The organism is Prevotella sp. C561 (genome assembly GCF_000224595.1).
Classification (GTDB): Bacteria; Bacteroidota; Bacteroidia; order Bacteroidales; family Bacteroidaceae; genus Prevotella; species Prevotella jejuni.
The window spans coordinates 225,882-240,697 of the sequence record NZ_JH114140.1; the positions used below are offsets into that span (position 1 = coordinate 225,882).

Sequence of the window (14,816 nt, forward strand, 5' to 3'; positions counted from 1 at the left end):
ATTCTTTTTCCTACTGCAAAATTAATAAAAAAGTAAGAGATATGAAAGGAAAAGTCCGGTTATCTATTCCAAAGAAAAAGATAGCCGGACTTTTTAATAAGAGGGTTCTTAATTAATTGTTACGCTTATTAGTTCATGAGACGCATCACCTTGCGGAGATAAGCTTGTGTCTTCGATACATTGTAACGAATACCACCGCTCCATAAGCGAATAGCTTTTTCAACGCTGTTTAACGGATTGTGGAAACTCTGAATAATGACAAACATCTCCTTAGACTTGGTAGCATTAAAACGATCTGCAAGTGAATAGCGCTTATTACTACCAGAGCTTTTGAGGATGTTGTTGCACTCCTTAACCAGAACTGGGGAAATCTGAAGTACGCCAACGTACGAACCATTTACGGCCATCGGATTGCCCTTGCTTTCAATTTGAATGATTGCGTTCATTACAGGTTCCCAATCAAAGCCATCTTTCTTGGCTGATGCTTCAAGAGTTGAAGCAAAAATCATTAAGAAACAAATACTTACTACTTTTAAGATTCTCATCATTAATAAATTTCCGAAACCTTGGAAGGGTAGTTCAAATGAGCTACTCTCTACGGCGTGTTCCTATGTGAGAATGAGTTACCACCACGCCTCAGTTTCATGTTAACGCTGCAAAGATACAAAAAGTATTCCTGATATACAAGTCTTTAACGTTTAATATGTAAAGTTTGGGATGAATGCCTTTTATGTTAAACAGTTGATTGTGGGGGCTTAAGACCAATGAATTCTTATTATTATTTCCGTATTTATAATTTGTGGTAATGAAAAAGAATGTTTATCTTTGTGATGGTTTTTAACCTTTGAAACAGCGTATTGTTAGCTTATAGGGCTTTAATATGCTCGGTATTCCATACAGACTCTATAACTGAAGACAATATATGATAAAACGTAAACATAGGCGCAAAAATCAAAAACGCAATAAGTACGGTATTTGGTGGTGGTTATGTGCTGCTTTAGCCGTACTGGTAGTCATTCTTATCATTGATATTAAGCCATGGCGAAAACACCGAATTGTTGTTAGCGACCAATGGCCTTATAATGACATAACCAAGGGAGTCTACACAAAAGACTTTGATGGCCTTGATATTTCACGCCATCAAGGCAGGATACATTGGGATGAACTGGTAGAGAAAAATCCGCAATTAAAGTTCGTATATATCAAGGCTACAGAGGGAAGTTCAGTCGTTGCCCCTTTCTATAAGAAGAACTTTAAAGCAGCAAAGAAAAGGGGCTTGTTAGTAGGGTCTTATCACTTCTTAACCTATCGGACCTCCATGGAGCGTCAGGTTACTAATTTCCTTGATCATATTGACCTCAGTAAGCAAGACTTACTCTTACTTGTCGACGTTGAAAAAGACGGTACACATGAGTGGGGACGTGACTTAATTCAAAAGAATCTTGCTGAGTTTATCCGATTAATTAAGGAGCGGACAGGCCATTACCCAATGATTTATACGAATGAGTCTTACTATCATAAAAATCTGTATCCAGAGTTCAATCGCTATCATTTGTTCATAGCAAACTATAGTCTAAGCCCAGAAATACCTGATACTAAACATGATATCTGGCAGTTTAGTAAGCGTGGGCGAGTACATGGAATATGGACATACGTAGACATCAATCAGCTACGTGAGGGGGTTACAGTAGATGATTTCAAGATGCCAAAATAAGGAGTAGGGGACTTATCTGTCAACAATCAGTTGCTACCTTATTAATAATACAAATCTTATCAGACGACTTATAGGTTTTCTTATTTAATGGGCTAAAGTCAATTACATTGCGATAGACACTTGAGAAGGCAACTAATTGATTTCCTTTAAGGAATAGAATCGTACAGATACTATCAAACAATGTGTTATCAAGTATTGCTTCGCGATCCCCAGTATATCCCATATCTATCTTTTCGTCAGACGCCGTACGCTTATCATACGGCTTGATAATGACCATCTTATCCCAATCTTTATCCTTGTATAAGTCATGGACAGTGATACAGGTGTCATTCTTCTGAATTGTTTCTAAGGTGTCATTCAGATTTACTTCACGGTAAGGTGTGTTTACGCACCAAATGATTGCACCGATAAGAACAATGGAAAAGAAGATTAATAATATTGTCTTTTTCTTCATATTATATGTGTTAACAGTCTAAGATTTATCTGGTAATAGTAATAGCTTATGCCAATAGTCTACTTGTATAGATAATCTATGAGTCATAGAGAATCTATACAAGTATGGATGAAGTGAAGACGAGGATGCTTATTAAGCTAATCCTTCAATCTCACCATCAACGATATCAATCTTCACAGCTTGTGGAACCTTCGGTAGTCCAGGCATACGCATCATGTCACCAGCAATGGCAACAATCATCTCCGAGCCTCCATTGATGACAAAATCACGAATGGTTATATCAAAGTCTTTGGCTACACCCACCTGCTTAGGGTCTTCACTGAACGAGAATTGTGTCTTTGCAATGCAGACAGGGAACTTATCCATCCCCCAAGCGTGAATACGTTTCAGTTTGTTTACAGCCGTTTTACTGAGAATGACCGAACGTGCACCGTAAATATTCTTAGCAATCTTATTTACTTTCTCTTCGATACTATCGTCGTCATTATAGACCATCTTGATATCCTTAGCACCATGTTTATTGATAGTATCTACTACGAGACGAGCAAGATCCTCAGCTCCTTCGCCTCCCTTAGTGAATACATTATTCTCTGCAAAGCCGACTCCTAACTCTTTACAATGGTTAGCAAGAATAGCTATTTCATCCTCGGTATCATCGCCATACCTATTGAGTGTGACGATAACTGGCTGTCCAAAGCGTTGCATATTCTCCACATGACGCTCAAGGTTAGCCAATCCGTCTATGAGAGCTTGGCGTTCCTGCTCTGGCGTAGCACCATCAGCAAGATTGCCGTGCATCTTCAAACCACGCAGAGTTGTTACAAGGACAGTAGCACGAGGATGAATTCCTGCCTTGCGACACTTTATATCTAAGAACTTTTCTGCACCAAGATCGGCACCGAAACCAGCCTCAGTAATAGCATAATCACTCAATGACATCGCCATCTTAGTAGCTAACAAACTGTTGCAACCATGGGCTATATTCGCAAACGGGCCACCATGAACAAAAGCTGCTGTCCCCTCAAGTGTCTGAACAAGATTAGGTTTAATGGCATCAAGCAACAATACTGTGATAGCACCACCAACACCGAGGTCGCGTACGCAAAATGGTTTATCTTCAAAGGTAATACCCAATACCATGTTCTCAATACGGCGTCGAAGGTCTTGCTCACTGTCGGCAAGACATAATGCAGCCATAATCTCACTCGCTGGCGTAATATCAAAGCCAGACTGTGATGGTAAGCCATCTGTGGAAGCACCTAAGCCTGTAACGATGTTGCGAAGACTACGGTCATTCACGTCTAAGACACGCTTCCAAAGGATTTGTTTCAATGAGAAGCCTTCACTTCGATGCTGATAAAGATAATTATCAAGCAGGGCGGCAATCATATTATGTGCACTCGTGATAGCATGGAAATCACCCGTAAAATGGAGGTTAATCTTCTCCATAGGTACAACCTGCGCATATCCGCCACCAGCAGCACCACCTTTCATGCCAAAGCAAGGTCCAAGACTTGGTTCACGTAGTGCAAGAACAGAACGTTTACCTATTCTATTAAGTGCCATTGACAAGCCAATACTTACTGTGGTTTTGCCAATTCCGGCACGAGTAGGGGAGATTGAAGTGACAAGAATAAGGTTGTTACATGCGACTTTCTTTTCATCTATCAATGAAAGAGGCACCTTCGCCATATACTTACCATAGTGTTCTAACGAGTCAGCCGATATACCAATTGTAGCGGCTACATCCTCTATTCGCTTCATACTACATGAGCGTGCAATTTCAATGTCAGATTTCATAGTTAAATTGTTTATATTAAGTAATCTTCGCAAAGATAGAAAATAATTTTGAATATAACCATTTCTTGCGAAAAAAAAGTTTATTTGTTTTTAAGTATTATGACATTGTTTTTAGTTCTGCCGAATAATAACCTGTTCTTTATCCTTTCTATTGAGCTACTTACGATGAGATTGTCATCATTCTCACGAGTGTGTAAACAGATACTTATAAGCCATCGTCAACCTATCTTATAATGTCGATTTTGACTCACTTGAGCACTTCTCTATCGACGTGTAAATGCTTTGAAACAATTAGATAGGAGCCTTTACGCCTTGTAAAAACATTGAAGATACAACAAATATAATTATTAGGTGTTTGTAGTATAACCTAAGGAGATTAAAAACTTATTAGACCTTTTGGGTGCTTTTTCATATATTCTTTATGGCCTTGGAGTTTCTCCTTAATTCGTATGTGAGACTATCTTTGTGGAATATTGGTCCTCAACCTACATTCTGAGGGTATCAGTATGAGAGTAAATTATCATTACACAGATCAATGGCAAACAACTTTAGAATATGGGTATATTACTTCTTAATAATCAGTTTGTAACCTTCATCAAATCAGAAAGTTACAAGCAATGTCAAAGAAGACGCCCTTCTTGCTTTAAGAAGGGCGTCTTCAACACGTAAGAAGAGCATGTTCTTGAATGTAATTAGGCCTCTTCTTGCCCCATCTCTGGCCTATCTTCAAATAGAGGGAAGAGTGTTTACTGAAATATCTTTACGTTTTCAAGCTACATGTGGATATAGTCTTCGACGAAAGAAGACTAAAACAAGGAGGTTGCACCCCAAATCAAAACGATATAACGGAGCACCTTACCTAAGGTAATACTTAATACAGATAATACAATATTAGCACGTGTAAGTCCTAAAACGATGGTAATTGCACTACCAAGGATTGGGAGAAAAGCAAAGAAACCCATCCATGCTCCACGTCCATCCATAAAGCGATAGGCTCGATCTAAAGACTTTTGTTTGACATGAAAATACCGCTCAAGCCATTCCAACTTACCCAATCTGCCAAGTCCATAGTTTAACATACCTCCTAAAACGTTACCTATACTACCATAAACGAGCAAAAGAACGGGGTCGACACCAGCCGCAAGTAGACCAAGCATTACTGCCTCGCTACTAAAAGGTAAGAAACTTCCTGCAAGGAATGCGGATAAGAACATTCCCCAATAACCATAGTCTACAAGTATTTGTGTAAGAGATTCCATAAGTTGAATAGGGTGATGATGATAGCTGAATAAGAGAGAATAAGAAACATCCAATTGGTTATCTTTGTACGTGTCAGTGCAAAGAAATGTGCAATGAGCGGTGCTGTTGCAACAATCATTACACTCAGCAATGCTTCATAATGCTGAGGTTGAAGTAAAAGAAAACCGATTGTTACAAGGTCTATCGTTATAAAAACCTGATAAAACAAACGTGTTCGAATATTATCGTTACGCTTTTGGTTCATGAAATGGACAATACCAATGATAGCGCAAACCAGTACTAAGGATAGTATTAATACCTGACTAAAGCTCAATAACTTAAGATTGAATGGTTCAGCAAACACTGCAATCTTCTCAAAGTGGCTTATCAGTAATGTTATATCACCTTTTGCAGCTAAGTATCCAGCATAAAACCAATATGGTAATACTATGCCGAGGAGTGATGCAACAAAGTTACGAGGACTCATAGAGAGCGTGTTTGTACGCATAATAATCCATAGTACGGGTAGAAAGAAAAGTGTTTGTACCCATACGATACTTGCCATACCGATGCAGAAGAACGCATAGAAAGTCCAACCTGGCGCATGTGTGTGTTGATAGCAACGAAAGGCAAAGGTGTAGAAACCCACAAAACCTAACATGATGATAGCCGTCTGAATAGATGGAAACATGAAGGCAGCCATAGTAGCAAAGACCAAGAATGAGCATGACACCATTCTACTATAGATACGAATGAGCGCATTAGCATTATTCAACTCCATCATAAGATAGGTAGCCAACAAGATACAAACACCTGGTACGATTACCGAAGTGTTATATAACCCAGCTATAGTCCATACAAGAGTAGCCGCTGAGACAACATACACTTGTGTCCAGCGGCTTTCTGATATTCGATTTTGAATGCGTTTTTGTTGCATAATTGTGAAATACGGAGATAGACTTAATACTATTATTAGAGACTATCTCCATTCGTTCAAGAACTAAAGACTATAAGTCTTGTCCTATATCTCTTCTAAAGTATTTATCCGTAAAATCAATCTTCTGTGCTTCTGCAAAACTCTTCTTAAGTGCTTCTTCCTTGTTTTCACCATAAGAAGACACGGCAATAACACGACCTCCAGCAGTTACAATCTGGCCATCCTTTACAGCAGTACCACTATGGAAGACCACGGAACCTTCAACCTTGTCAAGTCCTGTGATTGGATAGCCTTTCTTATAAGTCTCTGGGTAACCACCGCTGACAAGCATTACACAAACTGCAGAACGTGGGTCGAACGCTATCTGTCGTTGGTTGAGATTTCCTTCTGCAACCCCTTCAAAGAGGTCAACGATGTCACTCTTCAATCGCAACATCACACTTTCAGTCTCCGGATCACCCATACGACAATTGTATTCGATAACCATTGGCTCACCATCAACATTGATTAAGCCGAAGAAGATAAAACCTTTATAATCGATACCCTCGGCCTTCAAGCCCTCAACGGTAGGACGGATAATACGCTCTTCAACCTTTGCCATCCATTCTTTCGTAGCAAATGGGACAGGAGTGACACTACCCATACCACCAGTATTTAAGCCTGTATCATGTTCGCCAATGCGCTTATAATCCTTTGCTTCAGGTAATATCTGATAATGAGTTCCATCTGTAAGAACAAATACAGAGCATTCTATACCAGAAAGAAATTCCTCGATAACAACCTTGGCAGAAGCATTACCGAACATACCACCAAGCATCTCACGAAGTTCCTTCTTAGCCTCTTCGAGCGTAGGAAGAATGAGTACGCCCTTACCAGCAGCCAAGCCATCGGCTTTCAAGACGTAAGGAGCCTTGAGCGTTTCGAGGAATTGCATTCCTTCTTCAATGGTTGTACCATCAAAAGTCTCGTAAGCTGCAGTCGGTATATTATGTCTTTTCATAAAGGCTTTAGCAAAGTCTTTTGACCCTTCAAGTACTGCACCAGCCTTTGATGGTCCAATCACAGGAACGTTACCAGTGCGGCTATCCTCCTTAAAGCAGTCGTAGACACCTTTAACCAATGGGTCTTCAGGTCCAACAACAACCATGTCAACCTTCTCTTCAACGACAAAATCCTTCAGTCTATCGAAGTCGTTTACTCCAATTGCAACGTTCTCACCAACAGCTCCAGTACCAGCGTTACCCGGTGCAATGAAGAGTTTACTACACTTTGCACTCTGTGCAATCTTCCATGCCAAGGCGTGTTCGCGACCGCCGCTGCCTAAAAGTAATATTCTCATAAAGGTTTTCTTTAGCCCCTCCAACAATGGAGGGGAAGTGCAGACTTACCGCACAGGGTTATATATTATCAGTTAATTGTGTTTATATATGCTATAACGCACAAACATAAATACTATTTTATGGGTTTCAGATAATCCTCAAAATATTGTGTGATGCGTTCGTGTAGATGTACACTCTGATGTCCGCGCATATTATGAGGTTCACCGGGATAAACGAAGAAATCGGGTTGTGTGCCAGCTGCAATACAAGCCTTCAAGAAGGAGTAAGCATGCTGAGGAACAACAACAGGGTCGTTCAATCCTATAATAATCTGTAGTTTACCCTTGAGATCCTTTGCCTTTGTTAGGAGGGAGGTCTGTGCATAGCCTTCAGGATTAGACTGTGGCGTATCCATATAACGCTCGCCATACATCGCTTCATACCATTTCCAATCAATTACTGGGCCACCAGCAACTCCAACCTTGAACACATCTGGGTAATTTGTTATTAATGATGTAGTCATGAAACCACCGAATGACCAACCATGAACTCCTATGCGGTTCTGGTCAACGTATGGTAGAGACTTTAAGTATTTGACGCCTTCCATCTGGTCTTTCATCTCTTCTTGGCCAAGATGACGGAATGTTGCTTGCTCAAACTCCTTACCACGATGTTCGCTACCACGATTATCAAGGATGAAAAGTAAGTAACCCTTCTGTGCCATGTAAGTCTCCCAACCACGTGAACCCCAGTTCCATGAAGCCTCAACATTATGTGCATGAGGACCGCCATAGACATAGATTACTGTAGGATATTTCTTATTCGCATCGAAGTTGACAGGCTTTACCATACGCCAGTATAAGTCTGTCTTGCCATCTGCTGCCTTAAGAGATCCACTTGTATATTCAGGGACTGTATATCCTTTCCAAGGATTTGCTGAAGTGAAGTAATCATGACGTTGTGGCTTACCAGTCAAACTAATGACCTCATACTTATGGGGTACAGATGGCTCACTGTAGCTATCCATCACTGCATTACCATCTTCACTCAATTTTGGATAATGATAACCACGACCATTATCAAGCAATGTGCGCTTGCCAGAACCTACATTTACAAGCCATGTATTACGCTGAATAGGATTGCACTCGTTAGATACATAGACAATACTCTTTTGCTTGTTGTTAAAACCAAGTACGTCTATTACAACCCACTTACCACTTGTTATCTGCTTAAGCTGGCGTCCATCTTTATTAAAGAGGTAAAGATGATTGTAGCCATCCTTCTGACTCTGTAAGATAAACTCATTATCATTCCATGGCAAGAACTGAATAGGGTGACATGGTTCAACATACTTTGCATCTGTCTCTCGATAAAGTTCTTTTAGCTTGGCACCTGTGGTTGCATCGTATGATACTAAACGACAATCATTCTGATCACGGTTGAGTTCAAACATATAAATAATCTTCTCATCAGGACTCCATGCTATGTTCGTAAAGTAACGATCAGTTGGATCGCCCGCTTGGAGGTATATAGTCTTACCTGTAGCAAGGTCATATACACCGACAGTCACCTTATGAGAGGTCTCACCAGTCATAGGGTATTTGATTAAATCAACCTTAGCAGCACGTGACTCACCCTTGGCAGGTTTCCAATCTAACTCTGGAACATCAACAAGAGGGTAGTCAACAACCATGCTTTGGTCCATACGGTAGAATGCTAAACGGTTTCCCTTTGGACTCCAATAGAGTCCGCCATTAATGCCGAACTCGTCACGATGTACGCTCTGACCATATACGATGTTGCGAGAACCATCTGATGTCAACTTATGCTCAGCACCTTTTGCATCCGTGACATATAATTGATGGTCTTTTACAAACGCCGTTGCACCAGATAACTTGTTCCATTCACGTGCCTGAAGACCGCTTGGACGGTTTTGACGTTGCTCAAGTTTTTGTGTCTTAAAGTTCACATATAAGTCCTCATTACCGTTCTGTACCACTACAATAGGACGGTCAGAATAAGGGAACTCAGCTCCATAGAGGTGGCGTACAACCTCATTTGAAGCAGACAACCCTGCCCATTTGTTGATGTCATCGAGTGTAAACAGTTGTGTTTCCTTACCTGTTACGGGGTCAACCAGCGAACAACTGTTATAATCTTGACGCACCAATTTACCGCCCCACCACATTAGATAACGTGCTTCAGGGCGCATGTTGTAGAAGTTGTTACCACCAAAGTTCAAGTCTTCAAGTGTGAACTGCTTTTGTGCCATACTCTGAGTAGGACATAAAAGTCCTGTGAAAGCACAAATGCCCACAAGACTGATGAATGATTTAATCTTCATGACTATACGTGTTTTTACCACGGAATCCTCCGCGTTTGTTAGATTTATCGAATCGTTTACCACCATATTTGCGATCATCATCACGGTTGTATGAACGCTTACGGTCGTCATCATGCCTAAATGAACGCTTCCGATCATCATCTCCTCTTCTAAAGGAACGCTTGCGGTCTTCGGTATCTCGGTCGAAACGAGGGCGTCGTTCACGGTCTTCACGGAACTTACCACCAGCGAACTTATTGCGCTCTAAGCTATGAAACGTGAATGAACGAATATCAGCCTCAGCGTTTTGTTCATTTTCATCCAGGCGTTTCTTAAACTCACGCTCCTTCTTAAAACGATGCTTCTGAGCCATCTCTCGTTTCTCTTCTTCGGTCTTAATGATGCCACCCTCGTGTCGGAAGTTACTCATCTTACCATCAAACATCTGGTAGCGACGGAACTCACACTCCAAAGACCCATTGTAAACAGGAATCTTAATACTTGGTTTTAGACCAATCTGACGGAAGCACTCCTCACGATAAGACAATATCCAAGCCTCATTACCCATAAACTGATGCTTCAATCTCTCACCTATCATCTTGTAAGTACCAAGTAAGTTAGGTGTAGAGATACGCTCGCCGTATGGAGGATTCATTACAATCATGCTCTTCTCCTTAGGCTGAGTAAAATCCTTGAAGTCCTGCTGCTCGATGGTTACATACCTTGACAAGCCAGCCGCAGCCACGTTCAGACGTGCCGTGTTGACAGCCTTCATATCAGTGTCATAACCATAGATATGATGTGTGAACTCACGTTCCTGAGAGTCATCATTGTATATCATATCAAACAGATCTTGGTCAAAGTCAGGCCATTTCTCGAAGGCGAACTCCTTACGGAACACTCCTGGAGAAATATTACGAGCAATAAGTGCGGCTTCAACAGGCAATGTACCAGAGCCACACATTGGGTCGATGAAGTCTGTTTCACCCTTCCACCCCGTCATAAGTATCATACCTGCTGCAAGAACCTCATTCAATGGCGCTTCAACACTCTCCTGACGATAACCACGACGATGCAGAGATTCACCACTTGAGTCCAATGATAACGTTGCATTATCCTCTGCAACATGGATATTCAAACGGATATCAGGATTACTAACAGAGATATTTGGACGAGTACCAGTACGCTCTCTAAATTGGTCAACGATAGCGTCTTTCACCTTATAAGTAACAAAGCGTGAGTTCGTGAACTCCTCTGAATAAACGACAGAGTCAACAGAGAAAGTCTTACCAGGGAGGATATACTTACTCCAATCAATCTTCATCACCTCCTCATACATATCTTCAGCACTCTTCGCCTTGAAATGTGCGATAGGTTTAAGGATACGAATAGCAGTGTGTAACTGGAAATTAGCACGATACATCATTTCCTTGTCACCAGTAAACGACACCATTCGGCGTCCTATTTGTACGTTATTGGCACCTAACTGTGTCAGTTCTTTTGCTAATACTTGCTCCAAACCCATGAAGGTTTTGGCGATGAGTTCAAATTCTTGCATTTATGTGATAGATATTAATATACGAATTTTTATGATGATTAGTAGGGAGGTCTCCACTCTTAACATCCATGGAAACAGCCTGTTATCTTACTAAACAAGCATCTATTTGTTCCTCTTCAAGATGAGAGTGGGGTAGTACCTTTATATTCCTCCACCATATTCAAAGTCGATATCTAATATATCGGTCTTATTTTGTTTGTATTTCTTCGTTCGTGGACGCATATCCCGTGTGACCCAGACATTGGCACCTATGATGCATCCCTTTCCAATAGTGATACGACCAAGGATAGTGGCATTGGCATAGACAACAACATCATCCTTTAGAATAGGGTGACGAGCAATCCCTTTAATAGGCTTACCATCTTTATCGAGTGGGAAGCTCTTTGCTCCTAAAGTTACACCTTGATAAAGTTTCACATGATTACCAATAACACAAGTAGCACCTATAACGACACCCGTACCATGGTCGATAGTGAAATGTGTACCAATGGTTGCAGCAGGATGGATATCGATACCCGTTTCTGAATGTGCCATCTCAGTAATCATACGTGGGATAAGAGGCACATTCTCTAACACTAATTCATGTGCCAAACGATAGTTTATAACAGCCTTAATAGCTGGATAACATGAAATCACTTCACCCACGTTGACTGCTGCAGGGTCTCCATCGAAGGCTGCTTGTATATCAGTTGAAAGTATCTTACGTAAGGTTGGGAGTTTCTCTATGATATGTCCTGCTATCTTGTTAGCCTCTTCTTGCATACAAAGACGTGTGTCTGCGGCATTAGGACAATGACAATCTTCGTTAAAACAGAGACCAGCCATAATCTGTCGAGAAAGCAGTTTATGCAGTCGTTCAACACTCATACCTATTTGATACTTGATAGTCTCAAAATTAACCGACGACCTTCCATAAAAGCCTGGGAAGAGAATAGAACGTGAGAGTTCGATTATCTCTTCCAATTCTTTAGCCGATGGCAAGGGGTCTCCATCACGGTGTTCATGGCAAATACCCTGCAACGCTTCTGGTTCAGAAAGCTCATCTACGGTCTGTATGAGTTGATGAGTGATGTCTTGTTTACTCATTGATACTATATCGAGATGTAATTACGTTGCAAAGATAATGATTATTATCGATATTTTATGGGTTTGTTCAAGAAAAATATACTAATTTTGCAGTGCTTTTCAAGCACTATTACAGGATAATATAGGTTCGAATAGCGTCTTATTCAATATGTTTCAAATATTCAAATAATGAAGTCAACTATTTTTCCACGTATTTTTCATACCCTCATTCTATCTGCTATTTGTGTAATGGCGTCTGCTGCAACCACTTCTCATAAGTCTCATAAAAATATCAAACGACAATATGATGGTATCGATGTGTCGCATCATCAGGGCAAGATAGACTGGAAAGAAGTTGCTAAAGACAAACAAATTAAGTTCGTATATATCAAAGTAACGCAAGGAACAAGTATAAAAGATAAGAACTACGAACAGAACATTAAAGGGGCACGTCGTCAAGGTTTACGCTGCGGTTCTTATCATTATCTTTCCTGCTTAACCTCTGTTAGGTCTCAATTTCGTAATTTTCAGAAGGCTATGCGAGGACATAAACAAGACTTAATTCCTATGATTGACATAGAGCATGAAGGTGTAAAACGCTGGAGTAAGAAGCAGGTACAAGATAGCGTAGCCTTATTTGCGAAACTCATTGAGCGCAAATATGGAAAGAAACCGCTTATATATTCACATGTAAACTTTTATAATTCTCATCTTACACCACGCTATAACAAGTACTTTCTCTTCTTAAGTAGATATAGTTCTGAGCGTCCTTCCATTAAAGGAGTAGGCCGACATAATATCTGGCAGTTTACTGATCGGGGACGAGTACGTGGTATTCATGGTAATGTCGACCTTGACAGATTTATGTCAGGAACCTCCCTTTCGTCTATTCGCCTGTAGCTGTTTACAATTATTTGGGATTGCTGTAAATTTATTATAAACAAATAAAAGGATGTTTCCAACTCATAATTTGTTTGTACATTTGTAACGTTTAAAAGCTTACAACGACCCAACGTCACACTTTACAAAAGAAATATAGGAGTATATAACAGCCTCTTCAAAGAAGAAATATCAACAGTTTTATAAGCCATAAATCCCAATCATTAATGGAAAGAAATCTATTAAGTAAGAATTTAACAAGTATGCGTAAAATAACTATTAACAAAGGAATTATATCTTTTCGTACTGTGATACTTGCACTGATGTTACTTACGTTGCATAGTGTTCAAGCACAAGAGTACCATGAAGAGCCACCATTAACATTCCGACCTTTGCTGCAAGAGCTTGGAACAGAATTGCTGCAAGGAAAGAAGGGGAGTATTGTTGCCGTTGACCCGGCTACAGGTGAGGTTCTTTGTATGGTGACTAATTCACCTACAGGACCAAATGATGCCCTTGCGATAGCGACAGCTTACCCTCCAGGCTCAGCTATTAAGCCTGCTCAAGCATTAGTATTCCTCTCAGAAGGAATCGTCAAGCCAGACACAAAGATAGCCTGCCATGACGGCTTTCGTGATGGGAACATAAAGGTGAAATGCCATCCTCACTACTCACCAGAAGCATTGGCGGGCGCATTGGCTGTCTCTTGTAACACTTGGTTCTTGAAGTCTTATCTATCTATGTTAGGTAATACACAGAAGTATGGAAGCAAGGAGAAGGCTGTTACAACATGGTGGGAATACATTGTAAGTATGGGACTTGGTGGACCATTAGGGATTGATATGCCTGGAGAAAAGGGTGGATTGGTTGCTAATGTGAACTATCTATCGCGTAGATATAAGAATAATTGGGACCCGAAGACCATCATGTGGGCTGGTATGGGACAAGGAGATATCACTGTCACACCGCTTCAGCTCTGTAATTTAGCGGCTTCTATCGCTAATCGAGGCTATTTCTTCACACCACACATTCATAAGAATGTTGACTGGTCACCTCTGTCTTCACGCTTTACAACCCCTCGTCAAACGAAAGTACCACCTTATATATATGCAGATGTCATAAAAGGAATGCGCTTGGCTGTAACCAAGGGGACTGCAACAGTCCTTAACGGAACAACTTATCCAGTCTGCGGAAAGACAGGAACAGCCGAAAATTCTGGTAAAGACCATTCTGTTTTTATTGGTTTTGCTCCTATGAATGAGCCAAAGATTGCTATTTCTGTTTATATAGAACATGGTGGGTTTGGTGCTGATGTAGCTGCTCCTATAGCAGGTTTGATTATGGAAAAGTATCTTAAAGGTAAACTGAGTCCGAAGTCACAAGCTATGGCAAAGCGCATTGAACGTATTAACACAATTACTAAATAAACCGTGGTTTGTAATAAAAAATCATGGAGTTGTATTCAATAGATGCTTATCAACGCTCAAGAAGGGCGTCTTCTACCTCCCAGAAGACGCCCTTCTTGCCT

Annotated in this window: 12 protein-coding genes; 3 read left to right on the plus strand and 9 right to left on the minus strand. The window is 40.6% G+C overall.

The features are described from left to right. Positions 1-128 precede the first annotated feature (128 nt). Complete coding sequence (locus HMPREF0666_RS02460) at positions 129-548, minus strand: transglycosylase SLT domain-containing protein (protein ID WP_042855899.1); 420 nt, start codon at positions 546-548, stop codon at positions 129-131. 374 nt (positions 549-922) lie between these two features. Between HMPREF0666_RS02460 and HMPREF0666_RS02465 the strand changes: the two genes are divergently transcribed. Then, positions 923-1,714, plus strand: a complete 792-nt coding sequence (locus HMPREF0666_RS02465) for a glycoside hydrolase family 25 protein (protein WP_009010720.1) — start codon at positions 923-925, stop codon at positions 1,712-1,714. A 19-nt stretch (positions 1,715-1,733) separates the two neighbouring features. On the opposite strand, the gene HMPREF0666_RS02470 is transcribed toward HMPREF0666_RS02465, so the two are convergent. The 8 genes from HMPREF0666_RS02470 to HMPREF0666_RS02505 all read right to left on the minus strand — a co-directional run bounded on the left by HMPREF0666_RS02470 (position 1,734) and on the right by HMPREF0666_RS02505 (position 12,430). Then, positions 1,734-2,168, minus strand: coding sequence for a hypothetical protein (locus HMPREF0666_RS02470; RefSeq protein WP_009010721.1), 435 nt, complete (start codon positions 2,166-2,168; stop codon positions 1,734-1,736). Between the two features lie 132 nt (positions 2,169-2,300). Beyond that, positions 2,301-3,968 (minus strand): formate--tetrahydrofolate ligase, encoded by a 1,668-nt coding sequence (locus tag HMPREF0666_RS02475; RefSeq protein WP_009010722.1) that lies wholly within the window; start codon positions 3,966-3,968, stop codon positions 2,301-2,303. A gap of 806 nt (positions 3,969-4,774) precedes the next feature. Continuing rightward, positions 4,775-5,227: a YqaA family protein gene (locus tag HMPREF0666_RS02480; RefSeq protein ID WP_009010723.1), complete on the minus strand. Its 453-nt coding sequence runs from the start codon at positions 5,225-5,227 to the stop codon at positions 4,775-4,777. Then, entirely contained in the window at positions 5,200-6,144 is a 945-nt protein-coding gene (locus HMPREF0666_RS02485) for a hypothetical protein (RefSeq protein WP_009010724.1), read from the minus strand. The genes HMPREF0666_RS02480 and HMPREF0666_RS02485 overlap by 28 nt, the downstream gene beginning before the upstream one ends. Before the next feature lie 70 nt (positions 6,145-6,214). Beyond that, complete coding sequence (gene purD, locus HMPREF0666_RS02490; protein WP_009010725.1) at positions 6,215-7,483, minus strand: phosphoribosylamine--glycine ligase; 1,269 nt, start codon at positions 7,481-7,483, stop codon at positions 6,215-6,217. A gap of 113 nt (positions 7,484-7,596) precedes the next feature. Continuing rightward, a complete protein-coding gene (locus tag HMPREF0666_RS02495; protein ID WP_009010726.1) occupies positions 7,597-9,807 on the minus strand; it encodes a S9 family peptidase in 2,211 nt (736 codons plus the stop codon). Continuing rightward, a complete protein-coding gene (locus HMPREF0666_RS02500; protein ID WP_009010727.1) occupies positions 9,797-11,344 on the minus strand; it encodes a class I SAM-dependent RNA methyltransferase in 1,548 nt (515 codons plus the stop codon). Before HMPREF0666_RS02500 ends, HMPREF0666_RS02495 begins: the two co-directional genes overlap by 11 nt. Before the next feature lie 141 nt (positions 11,345-11,485). Continuing rightward, the gene (locus tag HMPREF0666_RS02505) at positions 11,486-12,430 is read right to left on the minus strand and encodes a serine O-acetyltransferase (RefSeq protein WP_009010728.1); all 945 of its coding nucleotides are present in this window, start codon (positions 12,428-12,430) and stop codon (positions 11,486-11,488) included. 168 nt (positions 12,431-12,598) lie between these two features. On the opposite strand from HMPREF0666_RS02505, the gene HMPREF0666_RS02510 reads away from it, so the two are divergent. Further along, on the plus strand, positions 12,599-13,309 hold the full coding sequence (locus HMPREF0666_RS02510) for a glycoside hydrolase family 25 protein (protein ID WP_009010729.1): 711 nt from the start codon (positions 12,599-12,601) through the stop codon (positions 13,307-13,309). A 242-nt stretch (positions 13,310-13,551) separates the two neighbouring features. Further along, entirely contained in the window at positions 13,552-14,715 is a 1,164-nt protein-coding gene (locus tag HMPREF0666_RS02515) for a penicillin-binding transpeptidase domain-containing protein (RefSeq protein WP_157600228.1), read from the plus strand. Positions 14,716-14,816: the final 101 nt, after the last annotated feature.

What these genes read in the sequence shown, in the direction of transcription:
- HMPREF0666_RS02460 (WP_042855899.1), bottom strand. Translation starts at nt 548, where the DNA reads ATGATGAGAATCTTAAAAGTAGTAAGTATTTGTTTCTTAATGATTTTT.
- HMPREF0666_RS02465 (WP_009010720.1), top strand. Translation starts at nt 923, where the DNA reads ATGATAAAACGTAAACATAGGCGCAAAAATCAAAAACGCAATAAGTAC.
- HMPREF0666_RS02470 (WP_009010721.1), bottom strand. Translation starts at nt 2,168, where the DNA reads ATGAAGAAAAAGACAATATTATTAATCTTCTTTTCCATTGTTCTTATC.
- HMPREF0666_RS02475 (WP_009010722.1), bottom strand. Translation starts at nt 3,968, where the DNA reads ATGAAATCTGACATTGAAATTGCACGCTCATGTAGTATGAAGCGAATA.
- HMPREF0666_RS02480 (WP_009010723.1), bottom strand. Translation starts at nt 5,227, where the DNA reads ATGGAATCTCTTACACAAATACTTGTAGACTATGGTTATTGGGGAATG.
- HMPREF0666_RS02485 (WP_009010724.1), bottom strand. Translation starts at nt 6,144, where the DNA reads ATGCAACAAAAACGCATTCAAAATCGAATATCAGAAAGCCGCTGGACA.
- purD (WP_009010725.1), bottom strand. Translation starts at nt 7,483, where the DNA reads ATGAGAATATTACTTTTAGGCAGCGGCGGTCGCGAACACGCCTTGGCA.
- HMPREF0666_RS02495 (WP_009010726.1), bottom strand. Translation starts at nt 9,807, where the DNA reads ATGAAGATTAAATCATTCATCAGTCTTGTGGGCATTTGTGCTTTCACA.
- HMPREF0666_RS02500 (WP_009010727.1), bottom strand. Translation starts at nt 11,344, where the DNA reads ATGCAAGAATTTGAACTCATCGCCAAAACCTTCATGGGTTTGGAGCAA.
- HMPREF0666_RS02505 (WP_009010728.1), bottom strand. Translation starts at nt 12,430, where the DNA reads ATGAGTAAACAAGACATCACTCATCAACTCATACAGACCGTAGATGAG.
- HMPREF0666_RS02510 (WP_009010729.1), top strand. Translation starts at nt 12,599, where the DNA reads ATGAAGTCAACTATTTTTCCACGTATTTTTCATACCCTCATTCTATCT.
- HMPREF0666_RS02515 (WP_157600228.1), top strand. Translation starts at nt 13,552, where the DNA reads ATGCGTAAAATAACTATTAACAAAGGAATTATATCTTTTCGTACTGTG.